Source organism: Rhodococcus marinonascens NBRC 14363 (assembly GCF_001894885.1).
In the GTDB taxonomy this organism is placed as follows: domain Bacteria; phylum Actinomycetota; class Actinomycetes; order Mycobacteriales; family Mycobacteriaceae; genus Rhodococcus_F; species Rhodococcus_F marinonascens.
In genome coordinates this window covers 1-26015 of record NZ_BCXB01000037.1, presented here as the reverse complement: position 1 = coordinate 26015, position 26015 = coordinate 1, and the positions used below count along the sequence as shown (strand labels likewise).

The 26015-nt window shown below is 64.7% G+C and carries 21 protein-coding genes and 1 pseudogene; 19 read left to right on the top strand and 3 right to left on the bottom strand.

What is annotated here, in order from left to right:
- The first annotated feature begins 71 nt into the window (after positions 1 to 71).
- Entirely contained in the window at positions 72 to 1193 is a 1122-nt protein-coding gene (locus RM2_RS19810) for a lipase family protein (RefSeq protein ID WP_072691238.1), read from the top strand.
- On the opposite strand, the gene RM2_RS19805 is transcribed toward RM2_RS19810, so the two are convergent.
- On the bottom strand, positions 1171 to 2295 hold the full coding sequence (locus RM2_RS19805) for an NAD(P)-binding domain-containing protein (protein WP_072691237.1): 1125 nt from the start codon (positions 2293 to 2295) through the stop codon (positions 1171 to 1173). The genes RM2_RS19810 and RM2_RS19805 overlap by 23 nt on opposite strands.
- 166 nt (positions 2296 to 2461) lie before the next feature.
- Between RM2_RS19805 and RM2_RS19800 the strand changes: the two genes are divergently transcribed.
- The 16 genes from RM2_RS19800 (at position 2462) to RM2_RS19725 (ending at position 22962) form a co-directional block, all read left to right on the top strand.
- Positions 2462 to 3193, top strand: coding sequence for an enoyl-CoA hydratase (locus tag RM2_RS19800; protein ID WP_072691251.1), 732 nt, complete (start codon positions 2462 to 2464; stop codon positions 3191 to 3193).
- An 87-nt stretch (positions 3194 to 3280) separates the two neighbouring features.
- Entirely contained in the window at positions 3281 to 4396 is a 1116-nt protein-coding gene (locus tag RM2_RS19795) for an MBL fold metallo-hydrolase (RefSeq protein WP_072691236.1), read from the top strand.
- 49 nt (positions 4397 to 4445) lie between these two features.
- The gene (locus RM2_RS19790) at positions 4446 to 6896 is read left to right on the top strand and encodes an HAD-IC family P-type ATPase (protein ID WP_072691235.1); all 2451 of its coding nucleotides are present in this window, start codon (positions 4446 to 4448) and stop codon (positions 6894 to 6896) included.
- Positions 6897 to 7044: 148 nt separating this feature from the next.
- Entirely contained in the window at positions 7045 to 8133 is a 1089-nt protein-coding gene (locus RM2_RS19785) for a beta-propeller fold lactonase family protein (RefSeq protein WP_245814055.1), read from the top strand.
- 296 nt (positions 8134 to 8429) lie between these two features.
- The gene (locus RM2_RS19780; protein WP_218017248.1) at positions 8430 to 9476 is read left to right on the top strand and encodes a beta-propeller fold lactonase family protein; all 1047 of its coding nucleotides are present in this window, start codon (positions 8430 to 8432) and stop codon (positions 9474 to 9476) included.
- Positions 9477 to 9881: 405 nt separating this feature from the next.
- Positions 9882 to 10643 carry a YncE family protein gene (locus tag RM2_RS19775; RefSeq protein ID WP_218017247.1) on the top strand — a complete coding sequence of 254 codons (762 nt, stop codon included), beginning with the start codon at positions 9882 to 9884 and terminating at the stop codon, positions 10641 to 10643.
- A gap of 86 nt (positions 10644 to 10729) precedes the next feature.
- Positions 10730 to 12355, top strand: a complete 1626-nt coding sequence (locus tag RM2_RS19770; protein WP_072691231.1) for a Na+/H+ antiporter — start codon at positions 10730 to 10732, stop codon at positions 12353 to 12355.
- Between the two features lie 8 nt (positions 12356 to 12363).
- Positions 12364 to 13590 carry a lipase family protein gene (locus RM2_RS19765; protein ID WP_373863365.1) on the top strand — a complete coding sequence of 409 codons (1227 nt, stop codon included), beginning with the start codon at positions 12364 to 12366 and terminating at the stop codon, positions 13588 to 13590.
- A gap of 25 nt (positions 13591 to 13615) precedes the next feature.
- Entirely contained in the window at positions 13616 to 14824 is a 1209-nt protein-coding gene (locus RM2_RS19760; RefSeq protein ID WP_072691229.1) for a sensor histidine kinase, read from the top strand.
- 42 nt (positions 14825 to 14866) lie between these two features.
- Positions 14867 to 15700 carry a LytR/AlgR family response regulator transcription factor gene (locus RM2_RS19755; RefSeq protein ID WP_373863366.1) on the top strand — a complete coding sequence of 278 codons (834 nt, stop codon included), beginning with the start codon at positions 14867 to 14869 and terminating at the stop codon, positions 15698 to 15700.
- Positions 15697 to 16068 carry a hypothetical protein gene (locus RM2_RS19750; RefSeq protein ID WP_072691250.1) on the top strand — a complete coding sequence of 124 codons (372 nt, stop codon included), beginning with the start codon at positions 15697 to 15699 and terminating at the stop codon, positions 16066 to 16068. The genes RM2_RS19755 and RM2_RS19750 overlap by 4 nt, the downstream gene beginning before the upstream one ends.
- 7 nt (positions 16069 to 16075) lie before the next feature.
- Positions 16076 to 17857, top strand: coding sequence for a sodium/solute symporter (locus RM2_RS19745; protein ID WP_084721896.1), 1782 nt, complete (start codon positions 16076 to 16078; stop codon positions 17855 to 17857).
- A gap of 201 nt (positions 17858 to 18058) precedes the next feature.
- Positions 18059 to 18421 (top strand): DUF485 domain-containing protein, encoded by a 363-nt coding sequence (locus RM2_RS19740; protein WP_072691227.1) that lies wholly within the window; start codon positions 18059 to 18061, stop codon positions 18419 to 18421.
- Positions 18418 to 20052, top strand: a complete 1635-nt coding sequence (locus tag RM2_RS19735) for a monocarboxylic acid transporter (RefSeq protein WP_072691226.1) — start codon at positions 18418 to 18420, stop codon at positions 20050 to 20052. The genes RM2_RS19740 and RM2_RS19735 overlap by 4 nt, the downstream gene beginning before the upstream one ends.
- A 109-nt stretch (positions 20053 to 20161) precedes the next feature.
- A complete protein-coding gene (locus RM2_RS19730; protein WP_072691225.1) occupies positions 20162 to 20605 on the top strand; it encodes a type II toxin-antitoxin system Rv0910 family toxin in 444 nt (147 codons plus the stop codon).
- A gap of 65 nt (positions 20606 to 20670) precedes the next feature.
- Positions 20671 to 22962, top strand: a complete 2292-nt coding sequence (locus RM2_RS19725; protein ID WP_445009103.1) for an ATP-dependent DNA ligase — start codon at positions 20671 to 20673, stop codon at positions 22960 to 22962.
- Positions 22963 to 23018: 56 nt separating this feature from the next.
- Here the strand turns inward: RM2_RS19725 and RM2_RS19720 are convergent, their stop codons facing one another.
- Positions 23019 to 23726 (bottom strand): class I SAM-dependent methyltransferase, encoded by a 708-nt coding sequence (locus RM2_RS19720; protein ID WP_084721893.1) that lies wholly within the window; start codon positions 23724 to 23726, stop codon positions 23019 to 23021.
- A gap of 102 nt (positions 23727 to 23828) precedes the next feature.
- Between RM2_RS19720 and RM2_RS19715 the strand changes: the two are divergent.
- Positions 23829 to 24050, top strand: a pseudogene (locus tag RM2_RS19715) (transposase); the annotation flags it as partial.
- Positions 24051 to 24058: 8 nt separating this feature from the next.
- On the opposite strand, the gene RM2_RS19710 reads toward RM2_RS19715, so the two are convergent.
- The gene (locus RM2_RS19710) at positions 24059 to 25150 is read right to left on the bottom strand and encodes an Rv1352/Rv1906c domain-containing protein (protein WP_072691223.1); all 1092 of its coding nucleotides are present in this window, start codon (positions 25148 to 25150) and stop codon (positions 24059 to 24061) included.
- A 594-nt stretch (positions 25151 to 25744) separates the two neighbouring features.
- On the opposite strand from RM2_RS19710, the gene RM2_RS19700 reads away from it, so the two are divergent.
- Positions 25745 to 26015 (top strand): hypothetical protein (locus tag RM2_RS19700; RefSeq protein WP_139277846.1); only part of this gene is annotated, 271 nt, incomplete at its 3' end.

Sequence of the window (26015 nt, the reverse complement as noted above, 5' to 3'; positions counted from 1 at the left end):
AGGCCCTGCGGCCGCAGCGCCCAAGTACTCGAGTTGCCATCGAGTAACTCTCGTGTGGCTATGGTGGAGAAATGCAGCGGTTGTGGCGCAGTGTGGTGTTCCTTGCAATGTTCAGCATGCTGTGGGCGCCCACCGTCGGTGCAGATCCTCTACGGATCGGCCTGCGCCCCGGCGAGTTGGTGGCCTCGTCGCAGTTGCCGATGCAGTTGTGGCTTCCTGGCACCGGTTCCGCGTACAGGATGACCTACCTCACGACCGATCGGCATGGGATCACCCCGTCCACAGGGATGGTGTTAGTGCCACAGGGTCCGCCACCGGCAGGTGGCTGGCCGGTGATGGCCTGGGCTCATGGAACGGTCGGGAACTCCGACGCCGAGGCCCCCTCGGTAACGGGTGTCGACTCATTGTCCAGGGACTACGTGAGCGGCTTGCTGCAACGTGGGTACGCTGTCGCGGCCACCGACTACGTGGGCCTGGGTACGCCGGGAGTGCCGCCCTATCTCGACGGCAAGGTCGCGGGACGCAGCGTCATCGATTCGGTGCGGGCAGCCAGGGAGATCGACGCCGATCTGGCCTCGACGTGGATGGCGGTCGGGATTTCGGAGGGCGGGCAGGCCGCGGTGTTCGCAGCGCACGCCGCGACGACGTATGCGCCGGAACTCGACTACCGGGGGGCGGTTGCCAATGGGGTGCCGTCGAATATCGAGGTGGTGTCGGAGTGGGCCGGTCCGTTGTTTCCGCCGCAAGGACTCGACGGCCTGACCGTGTTCATGTCGTTTGTGATGGCCGGGTTCCGCGACGCGTACCCGGAGTTGGACGTCGACAGTTACCTCACTCCGGTCGGGAAGCAGTTCTTGGACGCCGCCCCGGAAGTGCCGTACGCGCAGTTCGTGACCATGACACAGAATGTGTCGGTGGCGCAGATGCTGTCGCGGCCACTCGACACACCGGCGTTGCAGTCTGCGCTGCGCGAATACCTCGAAGTGCCGGTCTCGGGATATGACCGCCCGTTGATGATCGCCCAGGGGGTCACCGACACCACGGTACCGATTCCGCTGACGGAGAAGATGGTCTTCGAAATGCGTTCGGCTGGAACAGATCTCGACTATCGGGTGTACCCCGGCGGGCATGTGGACAGTATGTACCAGGGTGAGTCCGACCAGGCCGCGTTCATCGCCAGGCTGATCCCTTAGACCGCGCTGATCCGGTTGCCAAGCCCAGATGGCGGGTGAGTTCCCGGGCCGCCGCCTGGCCGGCCCGGTTCGCGCCGATCGTCGACGACGACGGGCCGTAACCCACGAGATGGATTCGCGGATCCGACATCACCTGGGTGGCAAGGCGTCCCGTCATCGTGATCCCGCCGCCCGGCCCGCGGAGTCGGAGCGGGGCAAGGTGGTCGAGCGAACTGCGAAAGCCCGTGCACCACAGAATTACATCGGCCTTCTCTTCGTGCCCGTCGGCCCAACGGACGCCGTCCGTCGTGATCTCGCTGAACATCGGTTGTCGTGCGAGCGCGCCGCGTGCACGGGCGGCGCGGATCGCCGGTGTCACGGGCAGACCAGTGACCGACACCACCGAGCCCGGCGGCAGACCGCGGCGAACGCGGTCCTCGACGAGAGCGACTGCAGCGCGCCCTATTTCAGGTGCAAAGGGCTCGTCGCGGAACTCGGGTTCACGGCGCGTGACCCAGGTAGTGGTGGTGACGCGGGACACCTCGTCCAGTAGCTGCACCGCGGAGATTCCGCCGCCGACGACCACAACGTGCTGCCCTGCAAATTCCTGGGCCGAGGAGTAGTCCTTGGTGTGCAGTTGACGCCCGGTGAACGATTCCGCGCCGGGATAGCTGGGAATGAACGGGCGTTCCCAGGTGCCGGTCGCATTGATCAGACCGCGCGCCGTGACGATGCCGTTGTCGGTCTCGATCCGCAATCGCTGATCGCGTGCGCAGACCACCCGTGTGTGCACCGGGCGATGTACCGGCAACTCGAACTGCTTCTCGTATGTCGCGAAGTATTCGGGAACCGCACTCGACGCGTGCACCCGCCCTGTCTGCGGATCGCTCGTATCCAAGCCGACTGCCGCGGCGAAGCCGAGTCCAGGAAGATCGTGCACTCCATTGACCGTGCTCAGCGTCAGTGACGGCCAGCGAAACTGCCAGGCGCCGCCGGGGCCGGGCGCATGGTCGACAACGACGAATCCGGACTCCGGTTCCACACCGAATCTGCGCAGATAGTATGCCGCAGACAGTCCGGCCTGTCCCGCACCGATCACGGCCACATCGACGTCGCTGTACATTGTCGTCCTCACCTCCACCCTCACAACCATCGACGAGCCTCCGGTGTTCCGGTGTTCCGGTGTTCCGGTGCCCGCTTGGAGTCTCTATGTGGTTGGCTATCGGTTGTCAAGTGGGTGGGCGGGAAGAATGTCCAGAGGAAAGCAATCGAGACGGAAGCGAGTGGACATGATCGGGACGAGTCGTGACGGTGACGTCTTCACCATCGAACTGCAACGCCCCGACTGTCGAAATGCGTTGAACACCGAGATCTGCGAACTCGTGCGTGAGCAGACTGACAAGTCCGTCACCGACGGCGCGAGGGTGATCGTTCTCACAGGTCAGGGCAGTGCCTTCTGTGCCGGCGCCGATCTGTCGGGCGATGTGTATGCCGATGGATTCACCGACACTCTGTTCGAGATGTTGCACACCATCGATTCGGTGCCCGTTCCCGTGATCGCAGCGATCAACGGCCCGGCCATCGGTGCCGGCAGCGCGCTAGCGCTCGCCGCAGACCTGCGTGTGGTGGCTCCAGAAGGGCGTTTCGCCATCCCTGCCGCCAAGCTCGGCATTTCCGTCGACCGTTGGACCGTGCACCGTCTGGCAGCGCTGATCGGTGGTGGACCGGCCCGAACGATCCTGCTCGGTGCGGAGGAGGTCGGGGCCGACGAGGCGCTGTTCCACGGTCTCGCGAACAGACTCGGAGACCTCGCGGTCGCCCAACGGTGGGCGCATTCGATCGCGTGCTTGGCGCCGCTGTCGCTGCAACATCTCAAGATGGTCCTCAACGACGATGACGCTCAGAGTCCGCCGCCGCCCGAGCAACTTGCCGCGTTGCATGCGGCGTGGAAGAGCTACGACGCGCAGGAAGCGCGCACGGCGCGTGCGGAGAATCGCCCGCCGGTCTTCCGAGGCCGGTAGCGGCTGACAGACCCGTTCCCCGACCGTGGTTGCGTTGCGTGGGGTTGCGTTGCGCGTGGCTGCGTTGCGCGTGGGTACATTGTCGGGGTGAGTGTGAAGAGCCTTGTGAAGACTGTTCTGGCTACGGTCCCCCTCGGGTGGCTGGCGCGGGCCGCGTGGGGGCTGCCCACGCAGATCGGTGCCTCGCCCGCGAAGGTGCGCCCGTACGCCGCGATGTCGCCGCGCTACCGCGGCGGCCAGTTCCACAACACCGATCCGAGTAGTACGTTCTTGCCTGAAGCGGAGACCGGAATCGTCAAGGCGTTGATCACTCGCGGTAAAGCCGGACGCCCGCGCAAGCCGATTCCGCTCGCCACACCTCTGGCGCCAGTCGAGGCCGCCGAAGTCGCGGCCACCTGGTATGGCCACTCGAGCGTGCTCGTCGAAGTTGACGGGTACCGGGTACTGACCGACCCCGTGTGGAGTCGGCGGGTGTCGCCGTCCGCGATCCTCGGTCCATCCCGCATGCACCCGATTCCCCTACCGCTGTCCGACCTGCCGGTGTTGGACACCATCGTCATTTCCCATGACCATTACGACCACCTCGACATGGCAACGGTGCAGCAACTCGCGGCTACCCAGAAGGCTCTGTTTGTCGTTCCGGTGGGCCTGGGGGCCCACCTGCGAATGTGGCGGGTGCCGGAGGAGCGGATCGTGGAACTCGACTGGGACGAATCCACCAAGGTCGGGGAACTGACGCTCACGTGCACCGAGGCAAGGCACTTCTCCGGCAGAGGACTTGTGCGCAATACCACCCAGTGGGCATCGTGGGTGCTCGCCGGACCGAGCCGGAAGGTGTTCTTCGGTGGCGACAGCGGATACACGACGCGGTTCCAGGATCTGGGTCGTCGGTACGGTCCGTTCGACCTCACGCTCCTGCCCGTCGGCGCCTACGACCCACGGTGGCCCGACATCCACATGAACCCGGAAGAGGCGGTGCAGACCCACACCGATCTGGAAGGCGGCGAGGCCGATTCGGGACTGCTGATGCCCGTGCACTGGGCGACGTTCAATCTCGCCTTCCATGCTTGGTCGGAGCCGATTATCCGACTCATCGCGGCAGCGGAGGCGAAGGGCACGCCGGTTGCGGTGCCTATGCCCGGGCAACGAATCGACGTGCTGAAACCGTCGGCGCAGACATCATGGTGGACCTCACTCGGGTGAGTCGGCGCGTATCCATCGAGGCGGTCGGTTCGTTGCGTAGCCTTTGACCATGGCCTTCGACGAAACCTGTGCTGACAGCGGTACAGTCCTCGAGTTGGACGGATTGACGGCCGGCCAGGTAGCCGAGAGGGTTGCTGCAGGCCAGACCAACGACGTGCCGGATCGGGCTACTCGGTCGGTGCGCGACATCGTGCGCGCCAACGTGTTCACCCGGATCAACGCGATCCTCGGAGTCCTCCTCGTCATCGTGCTGGCGACCGGTTCGATCATCGACGGCATGTTCGGCCTGCTGATCATTGCCAACAGCGGTATCGGGATCATCCAGGAAGTGCGGGCCAAGCGGACCCTCGACAAGCTCGCGATCGTCAGTCAGACCAAACCGGTGGTGCGCCGGGACGGGGTCACCGTCTCGATGGGACCTCAGGAGGTTGTGCTCGACGACATCATCGAACTCGGTGCGGGCGATCAGATCGTGGTGGACGGTGCGGTGGTGGAGGCGATGTCTCTCGATATCGATGAATCCCTCCTGACCGGTGAGGCTGATCCCGTGCGCAAGAGCAGGGGCGATCAGGTGTTGTCGGGAAGTTTCGTCGCATCCGGCAGCGGTTGGTACCGGGCCACGAAGGTAGGTCGCGATGCGTACGCTGCGAAACTCGGGGACGAGGCCAGCAAGTTCACCCTCGTGCACTCCGAACTGCGCAGCGGTATCGACAAAATCCTGAAGTTCATTACGTATCTGATGATCCCGGCGGGTCTGCTCATCATCTACAACCAGTTGTTCTCGAGCGGTGAGTCGTTGGGGCCGGCTTTGAGCGGCATGGTGGCCGCGCTCGTGCCGATGGTCCCCGAGGGTCTGGTGCTGATGACGTCGATTGCATTCGCGGTCGGGGTGGTCCGGCTCGGCCGACGTCAGTGCCTCGTGCAGGAGTTACCCGCCATCGAGGGACTCGCGCGGGTCGACGTCGTGTGCGCGGACAAGACCGGTACGCTCACCGAGAGCGGTATGCGACTTTCCGAGTTACGCTGCGCTGCAGTTGGGGACGCCGAATTGTCGCGCGCGGCACTCGCCGCGATGGCGGCGTCCGACCCTCGTCCGAATGCCAGTGTCTTGGCGATCAAGGAGGCGTTTCCGGATGACCCCGGATGGGGAGTAGCGAGCGCGGAGGCGCCGTTCTCCTCGGCCAGGAAGTGGAGCGGACAGTCTTACGGTGCCCACGGCAATTGGGTACTCGGCGCACCTGACGTGCTGCTCGATCCGGGGAGCGACACGGCTCGGCAGGCAGAGGAGTTGGGCTCGTCGGGACTGCGGGTGCTGCTACTCGGAAGCTGCAACGTGCCGGTCGACGACCCCGGTGCGCCGGGAACGATCACCCCCCGTGCGCTTGTGATCCTGGAGCAACGGGTGCGTCTGGATGCCCACGACACCCTCGAATACTTTGCGAGCCAGAACGTGAAGGTGAAGGTCATCTCGGGTGACAACGCCCGGTCGGTCGGTGCGGTGGCAGGATCGCTCGGGCTGCCGGGCGGCGACCGTCCCGTCGATGCCCGTGAACTACCCGCCGATCGCGACGCGCTGGCTGAGACCCTGGACAAGTCCACCACCTTCGGTCGGGTGAGCCCCGACCAGAAGCGGGAAATGGTGGGGGCTTTGCAGTCTCGAGGACACACCGTCGCCATGACGGGGGACGGCGTCAACGATGTCCTTGCACTCAAGGATGCCGACATCGGTGTGTCGATGGGCTCGGGCAGCCCCGCGACCCGCGCCGTCGCTCAGATCGTATTGCTGGACAACAAGTTTTCGACATTGCCTTACGTGGTGGGTGAGGGTCGGCGGGTGATCGGCAATATCGAGCGCGTCTCGAACCTCTTCCTCACCAAGACGGTGTACTCCGTGTTGCTGGCGTTCCTCATCGGCATCTCCGGTGTGTTGTCGCAGATCTTCCATGTCGAGGCGCTGCCGTATCCGTTCCTGCCGCGGCACGTCACGATGGCCGCCTGGTTCACGATCGGCATCCCCGCGCTCATCCTCTCGCTGGCCCCGAACAACGAACGTGCCCGGGCGGGTTTCGTGCCGCGCGTGATGAGGCTCGCCATTCCGTCGGGCGTCATCATCGGCGTGATGACGTTCGTTTCGTATCTTCTGGCCTACGCGGGACCGGAGCAGACTGAGACCCAGAAGGTCCAGGCCGGCACCTCCGCGTTGATCACGCTCATCATGATTGCGCTGTGGGTGCTCGCCGTCGTCGCGCGACCGTACACGTGGTGGAAACTGGTACTCATCTCCGGCTCCGCCGGGGCGTACCTGATCCTCTTCGCGTTGCCGGCCACACGCGAGTTCTTCAAACTGGATCCGACCAACATCGGTGCCACGACGTCCGCGCTAGCCTGCGGACTCGTCGGCGTGATTCTCGTCGAAATCGGGTGGTGGGTGACGGGCAGGATGCACGGTGAGCATCGCCGGTTGTTCGCCGCGCCGGGGGATCTGCCCGGCGTGCACTGAGTCTTATGGCTGAAAGTGCTTTGGCGAGTCCTGGGCCGATATAGAGATTCCCGTTGTTAGCCTTTCCTGAGCCGGTGTCGGGATACGGTCGCCGGTCATCGTCACCGCAAGGTTGATCCGTTTTGTTCTTCTGGGGCAGGAGAAGAATGTGAATCACCACAGCAGTTTCCACGGTTACTCAACGGCCATAGAGCGCTCTCGACGTATGGCGCTCGGGCTGGTAGCTACTTGTGCGATGGTGCTCGGCATGGCCGGGACGGGAGTGGGGACTGCAGCGGCGGATACCGTCATCGCCACCGTTGACGTCGGGGTCTTTCCGTCCGGGGTGGCGGTGACCCCCGACGGTTCCCACGTGTACGTCGCCAACACCGTCGACGATTCGGTGTCGGTGATCGACACCGGCACGGACACCGTGGTCGACACGATTATGGTCGGGGGCAGCCCGGTCGGGGTGGCGGTGACCCCGGACGGATCCCGCGTCTATGTGACCGAGAATGGTGTGGATTCGGTGTCGGTGATCGAGACCTTCGGAAACACCGTGGTCGGCACCGTTTCGGTTGGGGACAGCCCGCAGGGGGTGGCGGTGACCCCGGACGGATCCCGCGTCTACGTCGTCAACGCTTCGGTCGATTCGGTGTCGGTGATCGAGACCTTCGGAAACACCGTGGTCGCGACCGTCATGGTCGGGAACAGCCCGCGGGGGGTGGCGGTGAGCCCGGACGGTTCCCGCGTCTATGTCACCAACGGTTCGGCCGGTTCGGTGTCGGTGATCGACACCGGCACGAACGCCGTGGTCGATACCGTCACGGTCGGTATCGGCCCGCGGGGGGTGGCGGTGAGCCCGGACGGTTCCCGCGTCTACGTCGCCAACGCTTCGGCCGGTTCGGTGTCGGTGATCGACACTTTCGGGAACACGGTGGTTGGTACCGTCACGGTCGGGACCGGCCCGCGGGGGGTGGCGGTGAGCCCGGACGGCTCCCGCGTCTACATCACCAATGAGCTTGACGGTTCGGTGTCGGTGATCGAGACCTCCGGCGACACCGTGATCGACACCGTCGCGGTGGGGGACAGCCCGCGGGGGGTGGCGGTGAGTCCGGACGGTTTCCGCGTCTATGTCGCCAACCAAGTGGCCGGCACGGTGTCGGTGATCGCCGTCGACAGATGCACCGGCTCGTTGTGCTTCGACTTCGGTTCGCTCACGGGCAGCGGCTCGGGTGCGGGCAGCATGTTCAGCTGAGATCCGTGCCGCTTTTTCAGCCGGTTCGTGGCCTCGAGGTGCCACGTGTCGCCCATGGAGACATCGATCCGATGTATCTGCGGTGCAGCCTACGCCGTGGCATCAATGGCCAAAGATACTGCTACAGTGTTCGATTCATGTGACCCGGTGGTTCGTGGGGGTTTTCGGTCGATTCGGGGTCGGGATCGGGGTTCGGCTGTTAGCCTCCGGTGGGTTGTTTGGTGTTCATCTTCGTCCGCCAACTTTCCCAGGGTGAATCTTGATCCGGCTTGTTCCTCGTAAGACTGGAGACGCATGTGAATCGACACAGTAGTATCGGCGGCTATCCCACGGCCAGGGGGCGCGCTACGCGCCTCCTTTTCGGGGCGACAGCCACTGTCGCACTGGCGATTGGTATGGCCGGAACGGGGGCGGCGACGGCGGATGCGGATACCGTCATGGACCCCGTTTCTCTCGGGGCCGACCCTGTTGGTGTGGCGGTGAGTGTGGACGGGACTCGGGTGTATGTCGCTACTATCGACAACGATTCGGTTTCGGTGATCGAGACCGCCACAAACACAGTCGTCGACACCATCCCGGTCGGTGCGGGGGCGGTTGGGGTCGCGGTGAGCGCGGACGGAACCCGGATGTACGTCACCAACCGCGGCGATTCGGTGGCGGTGATAGATACAGCCACGAACAAAGTGGCCGATACCGTCACGGTCGGAGACGACCCGATCGGTGTGGCGGTCACGCCGGACGGAACCCAGGTGTACGTCACCAACCGCGGTGACGATTCGGTGTCGGTGATCGACACCGCCACCAACAGCGCAGTCGATATCGACATGGTCGGTGAGGGGCCGATCGATCTGGCGGTCACGCCGGACGGAACCCAGGTGTACGTCGCCAACAGCCGTGACGATTCGGTGTCGGTGATCGACACCGCCACCAATACCGTCGCCGGTACGGTGACGGTCGGGGACAGTCCGGAAGGAGTGGCGGTCACGCCGGACGGAAACCGGGTGTACGTCACCAACAACGATGATGATTCGGTGTCGGTGATCGACACGGCCACCAACACCGTGACCGAGATCGGCGCGGTCGGAGACGGCCCGCTCGGGGTGGCGGTCACCCCGGACGGATCCCGGGTCTACGTCACCGCTTTCAAAGACGATTCGGTGTCGGTGATTGATACAGCCACCAACACCGTCGTCGAAGTCCTCGACGTCGGGGACGGTCCCGAGGGAGTGGCGGTCGACCCGGACGGATCCAGGGCCTATGTCACCAACAACAATGACGCTACGGTATCGGTGATCGACATCGACAACGCCAAGTGCACCGGATCGCTGTGCTTCGGCTCTTGAACCGGTAGGAGCACCGGAAGCGCAGGCAGCCGACACCCGCTCTGCGTAGCCGCACGGCCCTAGTCATATGACGCCGCCACCCGATGGATCGGGTGGCGGCGTCGTTGATTTCGAATCAATTCGCGAATGCGGGCATCGGCGGTGTGGTGTCCGCGCTACGAATGTGATGGCGTCATGGCCGCCGATCCTCTCGAGTGCTCGGGGCGTATCGGTGGATATCGGGTCGAGATCGAAATCCGGCTGCTAGCGTCCGATGAGCTGAGTTCGATTGCGGCCGCACGTTCCTCCCACAGAGATGGTTTGATTCGGGGTTCTCCACCGAAGCAGGAGACGAATACGAACCGGCACAGTGGTTTTCGCAGGTGGCCCACGGGCAGGCGGCGCACTGCGCGTCTGTTCTCAGGGTTGGCAGCCACGGTCGCGGTGACGGTTGGGATCGCCGAGATGGGCGCGGTGACCGCGGCAGCGGATACCGTTGTCGATAACATCCGCGTCGGATTCGGCCCAAACGGGGTGGCGGTCACCCTGGACGGGACCCGGGTCTACGTCACGAACTTTCATGACGATTCGCTGTCGGTGATCGAAACAGCATCGAACACCGCGTCCGCTACGGTCCGGGTCGGGAGCAGTCCGGAGAAGGTGGCGGTCACTCCCGACGGATCCCACGCCTACGTCGCCAACAGTGGCGATGATTCGGTGTCGGTGATCGAAACAGCGACCAACACCGTGGTCCGTACCGTGACGGTCGGGGTCGGTCCGGAGGGGGTGGCGGCAACCCCGGACGGATCCCGTGTCTACGTGACCAACTTCAGCGACGGTTCACTGTCGGTGATCGAGACCGCCGACGACACCGTCGGGGGTTTCCCACGGCGTGGTGATCGCCCCGGACGGGTCCCGTGCCGACGTCACCGACATCAATTCGGATTCGGTATCGGTGATCGCCATCGAAGGATGCTCCGGATCGCTGTGCTTCGACTTCGGCTCATAAACAGGGAACGGTTCGGGAACGGGTTGCCGCGGCTGGCACCGGCACTTGTGGAGCCGCATGCGCTGATGTCGAATGTCGCCACGGTCCCGACCGTTGCGGTGGGCGGCGTCAGATCGGCAGAGCTGCCGAAGCGACGAAGAAGGCCGTTCTTCCCCGGAGTGAACACCTCGTACGGATGACATGCCGGCGCCGGTAGTCCCACCGGGGCCGGACGGCCCTCTTGCTCTGACGACCGGTCTCAGGTGGACACGGCACAATCGGAACGGTGAACGGCGTTCTGGTGCTTCTCGTGATCATCGCGGCAATTGCTGTGACCAGTCTTGCGAAGCGCCGCGATCTACAGGCACCACTCGTGCTCGTGGCAATCGGGTCGGCCGCGTCGTTCATCCCGGCGCTGCCGCGCCTCGAATTGCATCCCGAAGTCATCCTGGGCGTGGTTTTGCCGCCCCTGCTGTATTCCGCGGCATTGAAGTTCTCGGTCGCGACGTTTAGGCGTCACCTAGCCCCGATCCTGCGCCTGGGGGTATTCACCGTCCTGGTGACCGCCGTTGCGGTGGCTTTCTTCTCGAACTGGCTGGTGCCGGAGTTCACGCTCGGTGCGGCGCTCGTTCTCGGGGCCGTCGTCGCTCCGACGGACGCGGTCAGTGCCGTCGCTGTGGGCCGAAGGCTCGGGTTACCCAACCGTGTGCTCGCGATTCTCACGGGTGAGGGTCTGGTCAACGACGCCACCGCTCTGACCCTGTTTGCAGTGGCCGTCTCCGCCGTCGTCGGCACGAGGATGCCGGTTGGCTCCGCGGCGTTCTTTTTCTACGAAGTGGTCGGCGGAGTGCTGATCGGCCTGGTGCTCGCGACGATCGTCGGGTGGGTGCGCCGCCGCATGTACGACTCACCGCTGGAAACGGTGTTGGGGCTGATGCTCCCGTTCGCGGCCTACCTCGCCGCGGAGGAGGTGTCCGCGTCCGGCGTGTTGTCAGTGGTCGCCGCCGGGTTCCTGATGGGGCACAGGGCCACCGACGCGTCGGTGCCCACTCGGATTCAGGAGCGTTCGCTGTGGGAGAGCGTCGACCTCTTGCTCGAGATGTTCGTGTTCGCCTATATGGGACTCCAACTGAGGTTCGTGATCCAGGACGTTCGCGACGTGGGATTGCCGGTGAACCACATCTTCTTCTATGGGTTCGCCGTTCTCGCGGTCGTCATGGGGGTTCGGCCGGTGTGGGTCCTATTGCACTGGTTCCGACGTCGATACGGTCTCGTGATCAAGAAATCGGGCAAATCGGGTAGATCTGCGGAACTCGGGTGGCGCGAGAGCCTTGTCGTGTCGTGGGCGGGGATGCGCGGGGTGGTCACGCTGGCCGCAGCGTCCGGTGTGCCCGTCGCGGTCGCGAGCGGGGAGCCGTTTCCCGGGCGGGAGGTGATCCAGGCTGTTGCCTTCGTGGTGGCAGTGGGCACCCTGCTGATTCAGGGCGCCACGATGCCCTTCCTCATTCGGTCCCTCGACCTGGCGGATCCTCTCGAACGGCAGCGCGAACAGATGCAGGTAAAGCTGGCCCGACGGATTTCGCGTGACGCGGGCGAAAGGGAGTTGGCAAAATTCGCGGAGCATCCGCCGGAGGGAATCGAGCGCGACGATGCGGCATACATCCTCACCCGGGTGCAACGGTCGATGTGGGCGCGACTTCAGGCAGAGGAGGCTGGTGACGCGGCCGAGCGTCGGCGGATGGGTGCAATGTTCGATCACTACCGTCAAGCGGTCTTGCGTGCTCAACGAGAGGCGTTGATCGCCGCACGCGACGCGGGCGGACTGGACGACGAAGTGATGCGTAGCGTGTTGGAGGGCCTTGATTTGGAAGAGGCAGCAGCCGAGGAGCGGGTGCAGAGACATCGAGAATGAGGTATGAGATGAGGGTGCGTTCTGTGCGACCGGCCGTGGTTGCCTTCGCGGGCGTCGTTGCTTTGACGGCGTGCGGCACGGAAGGGGCCACCATGAGCCCGCCCGCGGGGGTTTCGGTGGCCGCCCCAGCCGTTTCCGCGGCACCCATCGGCGACCAACGAGGCGCTGTCACCAGTCAGAACCCGGTGCCCGGTATCGACGCAGCGATCACCGCGCTCGGCGCGACGGCCACCCGCGTCGTCTACCGTTCGACCTCCGGTGTCGACGGAAGCGGCTCCGAGGTGGTGGGTACCGTGTTCACTCCGACCGGGACCGCGCCTGAGGGGGGCTGGCCGGTCGTGACTGTGGGGCACGGCACCACCGGTGTCACCGACGAGTGCGCGCCGTCGTCCTCGCCGACCTTGCTGGGTACGACGAGCGTAGTGGCGCCACTGCTTCAACAGGGCTACGTCGTGACGGTCAGCGACTACCAGGGCCTCGGTACCGGCGGCCCACACCCATACCTCGAGCCGAACAGCGCGGCCTACGATCTCATCGACGCGGTCCGGGCTGCGCGCAACGTCGTTCCCGAGGCGTCGACGAGGTGGGCGGCGATCGGGATCTCGCAGGGTGGTCAGGCTTCCTGGTCGGCGGCCGAACACGCGGACGAGTACGGCGACGGTCTCGAATTCGTGGGGTCGGCGAATCTCTCGCCCGCGGCCGATCTGTCGGGAATCGTGTCGGACGGGACCGCGGATCAGCTGTCGCTGCCGCAGAAGATGCTCCTTCCCTATCTGCTCGAAGGGCTGCAGGTGCTGCATCCCGAACTGAACTCCGACGACTACATGCGCGGTGCGCTGGCGGACAATCCGACTGTGACTCTGTCGTGTCTTTCGGCGAAACTCTCCGAGAAGTTCACCATCGCAACCCAACTCGCCCCTTCCGACACGGGTCCGCAGACGGAGGCCGCCGCTGAGCGAATGAAGGGCTGGCTCGAGGACATCGCGCTGCCCAAGACAGGGGCAGCGGGTCCGATGCTCGTCGTCGTGGGGGAACGGGACAACCTTATTTTGCCGCAATGGACTTCGAATGCGGTGAACAAGGCATGCGCGCTCGGCGACGTCATCGAATTCGAATCACATCCCGCGGAAGGCCACGCAGACAGGCGCGCTGTGCCCGGAGCGGTGCAGTGGATCGCCGACCGCTTCTCCGGTGTGCCCGCCCCCGATAACTGTGGGCAGGGGGAAACCCGGTGAGCGAAGCCGATCCGAACATCGGCGAATGACCGGAACAGTCGTTGCCGTGTTCGCGTTGGCCGCCCTGGTTCCTGTCGTTGCGCTCACCGCGGTGTGGCTACGCGCCAGGCGAGAGCTGACGACGCCCACCGAGCGGGCCGTTCATGCGGCGCTGCACACGGCGTCGCTGGCTGCGCGACCGTTGCGGCGCGGTCTCGGCGAGGTGTCCGCGCAGGAGGCGGCGCCGCATCTGCGTGCGTTGACCGGGGCGCAGGCTCTGGCGGTCTTCGACGCCGCCGGCGACCTGCTGGCCTGGAGCGGTCCACACGATGCGATGACCGAGCAACTTCGTGATGCGGCCGCCCGTGCGGTCGCCGGTGAACGCCGCGTGCTCGTCGCCTACGGCGGTCTCGTCCGCGGAGTCGGCGATCACGCGGTGCGAGCGTTGATCGCCCAGCCGCTGCTGGTCGAGGCTACGGGGGTCGTCGGTGTGCTGGGCATGGTCACCACGGAGGACCCGGGCCCGGGCATGCTTGGCGCCGTCACCGAAGTGGCCGGGTACGCGCAAAGCCAGATCGAACTCGCCGACCTCGACGACTCCCGCGCCCGACTCGACCGCGCGGAGGTTCGGGCATTGCGTGCACAGATCAGCCCCCACTTCATATACAACGCACTGAACACGGTCGCGTCGTTCGTCCGAACCGATCCCGACCGCGCTCGGGAACTGGTCCTCGAATTCGCCGACTTCACTCGCTACTCGTTCCGTTCGGCGGGGGAGTACACCCTGCTGGCCGACGAGCTGCGCAACATCGACCGGTACCTCACGCTCGAACGGGCCAGGTTCGGCGATTCTCTCGGAGTGAAACTACAGGTCGCGCCCGAGGTGCTCAACGTGGTGCTGCCGTTCCTGGCGCTTCAACCGCTGGTCGAGAATGCGGTCCGGCACGGTGTCTCCGGCAAACCGGACGGAGGAACGGTCAGCATCGTCGCAGTCGACGAGGGCACCGATTGTGTCATCAGCGTCGAGGACGACGGGGTCGGAATAGACCCCGACTTACTGCGATCGGGGTCCCTGGATTCGGTCTCCGAGTCGTCAGGAGTGAAGGAGGCGGCGCACGTCGGACTCGCCAACGTCGACGACCGGCTGCGCGCTGCGTTCGGCAACGACTACGGACTCGTCGTGGAGACCGCACCCAGCGCCGGGACGAAGGTAATCATGCGGATCCCGAAATTCAGGCGAGGGATCACTCCGTAAATGAGGCGGGTCTGTGCGACCATTGCTCCCGCTGTGAACCACATCGACAACCTTGCCCCCAGACCGACCGCCACGGATGCCCCGCTGACCCTGCTGGCGGTCGACGACGAAAAGCCCGCTCTCGACGAGTTGGCGTTCCTGCTGCGCGCACAGGACACGGTCGGCGAGATCCGGCACGCGAGCGATGCGACCGCTGCCCTGCGCATCTTGCAGGACGACAACATCGACGCGGTCTTCCTCGACATCAACATGCCCGGACTCGACGGTCTCGAACTCGCCGGGATACTGTCGAACTTCGCCTCACCGCCGCTGGTCGTGTTCGTGACCGCCCACGACGACCGGGCGGTCGCCGCATTCGACCTCGGCGCCGTCGACTACCTTCTCAAACCCCTGCGCCGGGAGCGGATCGCCGAGTCTGTCCGGCGCATCCGCGAGGTCGGGAACCGTGAGGGCCGTAGCCGCCCGGGCCGGAACCGCGGGGGCGTCAACCCGGCTTTGGGTGCGATGGCAGACGAGGTCATTCCTGTCGAGCTCGGTGGCGCCACCACCCTCGTGCCCCGGTCCTCGGTCGAGTGGGTGGAGGCCGACGGCGACTACGCACGACTGCACACTTCGGACGGCTCCCACCTCGTACGCATTCCGATCTCGGCGCTCGAGAAGCGGTGGGCAGATGCAGGGTTCCTGCGGGTCCATCGCTCCCATCTTGTGGCAATGCAGCTGGTCACCGGAATCCGGACGGTCGGCAATGGACTTGTCGTGTGCCTGCGCGCCCGGGGCGGCCACCCGCCAATAGAACTTCCGGTCAGCCGTCGGCATACCCGGATGCTCAAGGACAGATTGGTCCGAGCTCCCAAGCAGTCGTGGACCGCGCGATGAGTTCGCCGGTGCGCACACCTCAGCGTGAACGCGTCGTGCTGGCGCGGCGCCGTGGCGCACGCATCGTCCGCACCCGGGTCGAGGTCCAGGAGCAGACCGAGGTCGGGGACGCGATGATCCGCGGTCTCGTGCGCACCCAACTCGGGTTGGCGATCCGGCTTGCGTTGCTCGCGGCGTGCCTGCTGTGTCCCGTTCCGCTGGTGACCTTCCTTTTCCCGGCGCTTTCGGACGTGTCGATTCTGGGGATACGGCTGCCGTGGGTGGTACTCGGCGTGCTCGTGTATCCGGTGCTGCTCACCACCGGATGGATCTACATCCGGCAGGCTGAGCGCAACGAGCAGGAATTCGCCGATCTGGTGGATGACTGATGGCACCGTGAGTACAGATCAACCCATTCCCTGGCTGACCCTGGCGGCTCTGGGCGCGGCCGCCGTCGTGACAGTGACCATCGGCATCTACGGAGTGCGGTTGGCGCGCACCACCTCCGACTTTCTCGTGGCCTCGCGCAGTGTCGGCGCCCGGTGGAACGCCGCTGCAATCTCCGGTGAATACCTCTCGGCTGCATCCTTCCTCGGCGTGGCCGGACTGATCGCCAAGTACGGCGCAGACGCCCTCTGGTACCCGATCGGGTTCACGGCCGGCTACCTCGGATTGCTGCTGTTCGTTGCGGCGCCGCTCAGGCGGTCCGGGGCGTATACAGTGCCCGACTTCGCCGAATTCAGGCTCGCCTCCGCCCGGTTGCGCACCCTGTCCATGCTCGTCGTCGCCACAGTGTGTGTGCTGTACCTCGTCCCGCAACTCCAGGGGGCGGGGTTGACCCTGAATATCCTTCTCGGTGTGCCGAGTTGGGTCGGGGCGGCGATCGTCGGGCTCATCGTGATCGCGAATGTGGTCGGCGGCGGGATGCGGTCCATCACGTTCGTCCAAGCGTTCCAGTACTGGCTCAAACTCACCGCAATCGCGATCCCTGCCCTGACGCTGTCGGTGTACTTCTTCGCCGATCATCCCGAGATGGGCTCAGCCGCACCGCCCACCGTGAGCGAGAAGACCACCGTCGCCATCACTACCGACGTCGTTGTGCAGGTGTCCGCGCCGGTGACCGTCACAGGGTCGGGAACGATCGACGGAGTCGACACCGGCGGCGAGATCCGACTCGAACCGGGTGAGCATCACCTCGGCAAGGGCGCGTCGATGATATTGGAGGCGGGCGCCCCCGTTCCCGTCGTCGCGGGCGCCCCCGCCGACAACTCCGACTGGATCGCTCCCGGTTGGGGATTCGGGGGGCAGCACCCGATGTACCAGGTGTATTCGCTGATCCTCGCCACCTTCCTCGGCACGCTCGGTCTGCCACACGTGCTCGTCCGGTTTTACACGAACCCCGATGGGCGGACCGCGCGGCTGACGTCGCTGGCCGTCATCGGACTGCTCGGGCTGTTCTACCTGTTCCCGACATTGCTCGGGGTGTTCGCACGGTTGTACGTGCCGCAATTGCTCATCACCGGCACATCCGATGCCGCGGTTCTGCTGCTGCCCGGTTCGGTGTTCTCCGGATGGGGCGGGCAACTCCTCGCCGCGCTCGTCGCGTCCGGGGCCATCGCGGCGTTTCTGTCCACGTCGTCCGGCCTTCTCGTGAGCATCGCCGGAGTACTCAGCACCGATGTCCTGTCTGGGCGGATCCGGGACTTCCGGATGGCGGCGGTCCTGGCCGGGGCGGTGCCGGTGGGGCTGTCGCTGGCGGTGACGTCGCTGGACCTGTCACGGTCCGTAGGACTGGTGTTCGCGGTCGCGGCGTCGACCCTGTGCCCGTTGCTGGTGCTCGGCATCTGGTGGCGCGGGCTCACAGCTGCGGGCGCGGCGGCAGGCATGATTGCCGGAGGTCTCGTGTCCGGGTCGGCGGCCGGAGTCTCGGTACTGGTCGGTTTCACCGACGACGTGGGGAATGGCTGGCCTGCGGCGATGGTCGCCTACCCGGCTGCCGTCAGCGTTCCCCTCGCCTTCCTTACGATGGTCCTGGTCAGCAGGGTGACCAAGAATCAGATCCCCGCCGATCTCGGTCGGATCTTTACTCGCATGCACGCCCCCGAGCGTCTCGGTGTGGGCGCTGACCGCGAGGGGGAGCTCCGCAACGGTCGTGCGGGGGATCTTCGCGCAAGATAGTTCCGCGCACGTAAGTACACGACGAATTGCTGCACGCGCTGACCCAACATGGTCCGTAGAGCCGCTTGTCGCCGTCGACCGACCGTTCGGCGCACAGCCCGGCAGCTCGCCGTGCAACGGGCGCAAATGCGCCACATAGATGACTCACCTCTCATTAGGGTCAGCCTCCAGTTCACCTCACAAGCGACCAAGGAGTCTGCAGTGACCACAGTCGATCTCACCGAAGGTGCGCCGCCACAGCGGCGCGCCCCGGATGCGCAAGCCTTCGTAGACATGCAGGCGAGCCCGGAGTTCCAGGAGTTGCGACACCGACTGCGCAGCTTCGTCTTTCCCATGACGGCGTTCTTCCTCACGTGGTACGCGACCTACGTTCTGCTGGCCACATACGCGCCGGACTTCATGGCGATCAAAGTGATCGGCAACATCAATCTCGGGATCATCCTGGGCTTGGGACAGTTCGCGACGACGTTCGCGATCACCGCCCTCTACGTCAAGTTCGCCAACCGTGAACTCGACCCCCGTGCCGGTGCGATCCGCGAAGAACTGGAAGGACCCGTCAAGTGATAACCACGCTCGCGGCCGGTACCAACGTCGGAAACCCGCTTCTCAATATCGGCATTTTCGCCGCCTTCGTAGTGATCACGATGGCTATCGTGATCCGTGCGAGTCGGACCACCACGAAGGCCTCCGACTTCTACACCGGCGGCGGCCAATTCTCCGGCCCGCAGAACGGTTTCGCCATCGCCGGCGACTACCTGTCGGCGGCATCCTTCCTCGGTATCGCCGGTGCGATCGCGGTGTACGGCTATGACGGATTCCTGTACTCCATCGGCTTCCTCGTCGCCTGGCTTGTGGCCCTGATGCTGGTCGCCGAGCTGTTGCGCAATACAGGCCGGTTCACGATGGCGGACGTGCTGAGTTTCCGGTTGAAGCAGCGTCCTGTGCGGATGGCGGCGGCGCTGTCCACCCTGGTCGTATCTCTGTTCTACCTGCTCGCGCAGATGGCGGGCGCGGGTGGACTCGTCGCCCTGCTCCTGGACATCGACAGCAAGGCTGGCCAGTCCGTCGTCGTCGCTGTCGTCGGTGTGCTGATGATCGCGTACGTGCTCGTCGGCGGTATGAAGGGCACGACCTACGTCCAGATGGTCAAGGCTGTGCTGCTCGTGGTCGGCGCCGGCATCATGTTCTTCCTCGTTCTGTTCGCGGTGCGCGGTAACTTCTCCCAGCTGCTCGCCGATGCACAGGCGACGGTCGCCGGCAGCGCGAACGAGGCCATCGCCGGCCGCGACATGCTCGCTCCCGGTGCCAAATACGGCATCAGTGCGATGAGCAAGCTCGACTTCATCTCGCTCGGCATCGCGCTGGTTCTCGGCACCGCAGGTCTCCCGCACGTGCTGATGCGGTTCTACACGGTCCCCACCGCAAAGGAAGCCCGCCGCTCAGTCACCTGGGCGATCGGACTGATCGGTGCGTTCTACCTGTTCACGCTGGTCCTCGGCTACGGCGCCGCCAAGATGGTCGGCCCAGACGCCATTCTCGATGCACCTGGCGGACAGAACTCGGCCGCCCCATTGCTTGCGTTCGAACTCGGCGGCACCGTCTTCCTCGCGATCATCTCCGCGGTCGCGTTCGCGACCATCCTCGCGGTGGTGGCGGGTCTGGCGATCACGGCGTCTGCGTCGTTCGCTCATGACATCTATGCGAGCGTCATCAAGCGCGGAAATGCTTCGGAAGAAGCGCAAGTGCGGGTTTCCCGCATCACCGTGGTCGTGATCGGACTCGTGTCGATCGTCCTCGGCATCCTCGCGATGGGGCAGAACATCGCCTTCCTGGTGGCACTGGCATTCGCCGTCGCCGCGTCGGCGAACCTGCCGACGTTGCTGTACTCGCTGTTCTGGAAGAAGTTCAACACCACTGGTGCGCTGTTCAGCATCTACGGCGGTCTGATCACCTGTCTGGTGCTGATCGCGTTGTCTCCGGCCGTATCCGGCACGAGCACGTCGATGTTCCCGAATGCGGACTTCGACTTCTTCCCGCTCGCCAATCCCGGAATCGTCTCGATACCGCTGGCATTCATCCTTGGCATCGTGGGCACGTACATCGGCCGCCGCAAGACGGAGGATCCCGCGAAGCAGGCCGAGATGGAGGTTCGTTCGCTCACCGGTGTCGGTGTGGAGAAGGCCGTCTCGCACTGAGTCCCAGGCGAGTGGCCCCCAGGTGAGTGGCCCCCAGGTGAGTGGCCCCCAGGTGAGTGGCAGAGACGCTCCGAGCGTACTTTGCCACTCACTGCTCTAGGCTGCCCCAATGGCGAAACTCACGGTCAAGACCGACGTCCTACTCAGCGTGCAGGACACCTGGGACAGAGCCTCGAATCTGCAGGACTTCGACAAATGGTTGGTGGTCCACGACGGCTGGCGCGACGAACTCCCGGAGACGCTGACGGTGGGTACTGTCATCAGTTCGGTCGTGACCGTCAAGGGTTTGCGCAACCGCGTGAAGTGGACGATCAAGGAGTACGACGCCCCGAACCGCATCGTTTTGAAGGGCGACGGCAAGGGGGGCGTAAAACTCGGACTGGCGCTCAAGGTCACGGCAAAAGGCGACGCGTCCGAGGTGGCCTTCACCATCGAATTGGGTGGCGCACCCCTGTTCGGACCCATCGGCTCGAGTGTCGCTAGGGCGCTGAAGGGCGACATCGAGAAGTCCCTACGGACGTTCGTCGAATTGTATGAGTCACCTGACGGGTAGCGATACGGCCAGAAAAGGACGCCTCGCGGCGCACAATATGTATGTATTGGCGGCGGGAGGTGCGCATGGCGGCGGGAAACCGGCAGGTCACGATCGACGGACATCGACTTTCCGTGACCAACCTCGGCAAGGTCCTCTACCCGGAGTCGGGCACGACGAAGGGCGAGGTGATCGATTACTACACGCGGATCGCGCCCGCCATGCTCCCGCACGTCGCCGACCGTGCCGCCACGCGAAAACGGTGGCCCAACGGAGTGAACAGTGAGCCGTTCTTCGAGAAAAACCTGGCGTCCTCGGCGCCCGAGTGGCTCGAGCGCCGTGCCGTCGAGCACGCGGATCGGTCGGTGCAGTACCCCCTCCTGAACTCCGTCGCGGCCCTCGCCTGGGCGGGGCAGCAGGCCGCCCTCGAACTGCATGTGCCGCAGTGGCGCTTCGACGGGTCGGGACGCGGACCCGCCACCCGGATCGTCTTCGACCTGGACCCCGGCCCGGGAGCGGGGCTGTCCGAGTGTGCAGAGGTGGCGCGGGCGGTGCGAGATCTCGTCGCGAGTCTCGGCTGGACTGTGTACCCGGTTACCAGCGGTAGCAAGGGCATTCATCTGTACGTGCCCCTTGACCGGAAGCTGGAGGGTTCGGGCGCGTCGACCGTCGCGAAGCAGGTGGCGACAGGACTCGAGTCGCTGCGGCCCGAACTGGTCACCGCGAGAATGCCGAAGGCCGCGCGCGTGGGCAAGGTGTTCGTCGATTGGAGCCAGAACAACCCGTCGAAGACGACCATCGCGCCGTATTCGTTGCGCGGCCGCTCCCAACCCTGGGTCGCGGCGCCGCGGACCTGGGACGAACTCGACGATCCCGGCCTGCGTCAGTTGCGGTTCGAGGAAGTTCTGGAACGGTGGGAGTCGGCCGGCGACTACCTGTCCGGCCTAGACCGGCAGTGGGAAGGCGGCGCCACCCTCGCCGAGTATCGGCGCAAGCGTGACCCCGAACGCACGCCCGAACCGATGCCGGGCACTGTGCCGTCGAGGGAGGGCACCAGATTCGTCATCCAGGAACATCATGCGCGGCGACTTCACTACGACCTTCGACTCGAACGCGGCGGGGTTCTCGCGTCGTGGGCGGTGCCCAAGAATGTGCCGACGACGACGGCGGAGAACCGACTGGCCGTGCACACCGAAGACCATCCGCTGGAGTACCTCACGTTCGCCGGAACCATCCCGAAGGGTGAGTACGGCGGCGGCGTGATGACGATCTGGGACGCGGGAACCTATTACACCGAGAAGTGGCGGGACGACGAGGTGATCGTCCGGTTGCACGGTGAAAAGATAAGTGGCCGTTTCGCGCTGATCCGCACCAAGGGCGACCAGTGGCTGATGCACTTGATGAAGAATCAGACCATTGGCGGGCCCGAGTCGTGGGATCTACCGCGTGGACTTTCGCCCATGCTGGCGAGTCCGGGCACCCTCGACGGACTGGACTCCGACGAATGGGCGTTCGAAGGGAAGTGGGACGGCGTCAGGGTGATCGCCGAGATCAGCGAAGGGCACCTGCGGTTGACGAGCCGGTCAGGAAACGACAAGACGGGCGACTATGCGCAATTAGGCTGGCTGGCAGACGCTCTCGAGGATCACGAGGTGGTTCTCGACGGCGAGGTGGTCGCGTTCGGTGAGCAGGGTGTCACGGACTTCGGCCTGTTGCAGCAAGGTGACGAGCCACACTTCCTGGCTTTCGACGTGCTGTATCTGGACGGTGTGTCGTTGTTGCGCAAGAAGTACACCGACCGGCGCCGGGTTCTCGAGGCGTTGGCGGCCAAGGTGGACGGCCTCGTCGTTCCACCGCAACTGCACGGGTCCGCGCAGGAGGCGCTGGCTTTCAGCCGTGGCAAGGGGTGGGAAGGCGTCGTCGCCAAGCGCCGCGACTCGGTGTATCTGCCGGGCAAGCGCGGGTCGAACTGGATCAAGGTGAAGAACTGGCGCACACAGGAGGTCGTGATCGGCGGGTGGCGCAGGGGCGGGGGCGTACGGGCGGACGGCATCGGGTCGTTACTGCTCGGCATACCTATGGTCGGCACACCCGCGGACGGTGGGCTGAGATACGTCGGTCGGGTCGGAACCGGATTCACCCAACGTGGTCTGCAGGATCTCGCATCAATCCTGTACCCGCTCGAAACCGAGACCGACCCGTTCGCCGGCGCCGTGCCCACCGCCGATCGCAAGGGTGCAGTGTGGGTGACTCCCACACTGGTGGGGGAGGTGCGGTTCATGGAATGGACTGCGGGCGGGCGGTTGCGTCACCCCAGCTGGCGCGGCCTCCGGGACGACAAGACGCCCGAGGACGTCGGCGTGGAGTTCCCGGAATGAGTTGTATCGGATACCAATGGACTCCGGAGAACGAGATTGCGGCTGCATCGCGTACTTCAGCGAGCGAGATTCGTGCTCGAATCATCGCTCGGGCCTTCGAGTGAAAACACCGCCACCAGAAAGTCGGAATCGTTAGTGAATGGGTGCAGATCCCACGTCGAGAGCATCAGATCCACTGAGAGGCCGTTGGCCGTGGCGTCGGCGAGGAACTGTGGGAACTCGTAGCCCCTGTCGGCACCGAATCCCACGACCACGCGGCCGGTCGGGGCGAGATGACGGGTGAACCCGGACAGCACCGACTCCCGGGTGGACGGTGCCAGGAAGGTCATCACGTTGCCCGCGCACACGATGACGTCGAAGTCGGCTGCCACTCCGCGGGCAGGCAGGTCCAGTTCGGCGAGATCACCGACGAGCCAGGTCGGGCCAGGATGGTCCTCCTCGGCCGCCGCGATCAGTACGGGATCGACATCGACGCCGACCACGACGTGACCGGCGTCGTGTAGATAGCCGCCCAGGCGCCCCGGCCCGCACCCCGCGTCGAGGACCCGTCCGCCGCGGCCGAGCATCGAGTCGACCAGACGGGCCTCCCCGACTACGTCCTGGCCTGCGGCTGCCATCGCCCGGAACCGTTCCACGTACCAGGTGGAATGGGCAGGGTTGGCGGCAGTGATCTCCTCCCACTGACTGGAGGTGCGCTGACTGGAGGTGCGCTGACTGGAGGTGCGCTGGCTGGAGGTGCGCCGACTGGGGGTACGTCCACTCATCGTTTGGTTCCTCCTCGATTCGGCCCGCCCTGCGCGCCTACTGTCACAGTATTCGGCCCACTCTATGACCCGCCACGCCGCCCCACACGCACCAGTCGTCCCTCGCCGTGGCAACGGGATCGAACGAGAACACCAACGGGCGACTCCGCCAGTACTTCCCGAAGAGCACCGATCTGTCCGTGTACGGCTCGGAGGATCTCGAGCACGTCGCCCAGGAATTGGGGCGGCCGTCCACGCAGAACGCTCGGCTGGGATATCCAGCCGAGCGTTGTGCGTGGTCTACTGACCCCAACCGAGCCGAGCCGTCTTTCGACGACCAGTTGAAAGCGCCGCTACTGGCTGAGGGGCGTCCAGTCAGCACAGCCCAAGGATTGAAACTTCCCGTCCGTAGGTTCGATTGTTACCGTGACCTGACCTGCGAGTGACGTTCCCGAATTGAAGGTATTCCCAGAACTGTCCTGGCGAGACCAGAGGCAGCGCTTCTTTCCATCGCTCGAGCCCTTGGTGACATACGACCCAGGTTGGAGATCGACTCCTACCGCGCCCGTGAAGTTCTCCCCAGAAATCGTCGGCGCGGCAGAATCGGGGCTGCCCAAGCTGACGGGATTCCACTGTGCACAGTTGCTTGTTGTGAATCCGTCGTACTTCGATCGAATCGTCACTGTGTTCGAAGTGGGGCTATCTCCTCGCTCGAGAACGTTCCCGAAGTTGTCAGTTCGCGTCCAGGCGCAATTCTGACTTCCAGTTGGTCCCGTCGTCCGATAGCTGCCAGGAACCCCGAGTCCGTCCCCTGCGGGGGTCGCTTGGAGCGGCTGGGCTCTGAGGGCGTCTTGTGCAAAATTCACCTCGTCGATGGCAGACTGGATATTGAATTTGGCGCCGATCGAGTCCAGGATGGACTGCACGCTGGCCACTTTGCCAGGGTCGAGGTTGTTGATGTCGATGCCGGCACTGCGAAGGTTGCTGTCTACGGTGTTCAGGTTTTTGGCAAGCTTTCCGACGTCTGCGGCGCTGAGGGTCGCAACGTCATGGCCGGGGTTGGTAAGGCCACTCGGGAAAAGCTCGCCCGTATTCAGGGCTTGCTCGACTGCAATGAAAGAGCCGTAGAGGGCTATCGGATCCCATGGCAGGAAGTAGCTCACAACCGAGAGCGTAGGGCTGATCAGGTTGGGGAATTGCCCGACGAAGGCTCCCGTGGGGTCGCCGGTCTCGTTGGCCTGAGTGGCGGCGTCGACAGCGGCCTGTCCGACGCCGGGGAACAGATAGTCGCCGAGATCCCCGGCGAACCCTGCAAGTTGTATCTCCGGTGCCATCGTGCTCAGTGGGGGTTGTGTGTACGACATGGCGCCGACACCGGCGACGCCGCCGACCACAGCAAACCCGGCGACCCCGGCAATGATCCGAGAACGAGCTGTTACCTTCATATTACCTTCTCTCTAGAATCAACTCTGGCTGAACTGGCCTGCGGCGAAACGGGTCCCGAGATTCCATCCGAAGTGTCGACAGGGGTTGCCGACCGGATTCACCTGGGGGCAGCGATTGTTCGTAGGAGATGTATACTGAGTATTTCGATCGCGGAATGTGCATCGGAGAGTATTGTGAACTTCCTCACTTGTCAACCGCGGCAATCAATCCCGCATCTGACAAAATAGTTGAAATGCTAGGTACTTTCAGGATCAGGGCCCGTTCGTTTGCAGTCGAGGAGCGTGGAGTTGGGTGAAGAAGCCGCCGGCGGGTGATCACCTGACGAATCATGTCCGCCCCAAAAGGTGAACTCGAACTCGACATCGAACTGGCGCAGTTCGTTGCGACGATGATCGAGTACAACCGCGCGAGACTAGAGGCAGTTGAGGTGAGCATCCGGGCTGGGCCTGCATTGGTTTCGATGTACTCGAGTACCAATCCGATAGTGCCCAATGATGTTTCGATCCTCCGGCAGATTCCGAGATGATCGGCGGTGGGGGATCGGTTTACTGTTGCTCGCGCTTGAAGTTGTTGGACGGCCTTGCATCGGTAACGTGCGTCCGGGAGTTGCGGTCGACGATCAAGTACGAGTCGGCCGACTACCAAGCAGCACGCTACCGCGGGGCCAACTGATCGCGTGGTCGAAGGCGCCGACGAAGGCGGAGGGCGTCGTGTACCGCGGACTCCCGTTCGACGGCATCACGGTTCAGGAGGTGCTCACGCGATACGCGGCGGGGGACATCGAGGACTGGGTGTTCGCGGCGACGTCACCGTCCCTGGTGGAAGCGATCGAGTATGCCCGGCGTCTCGGGCCGCGTCCCCTTA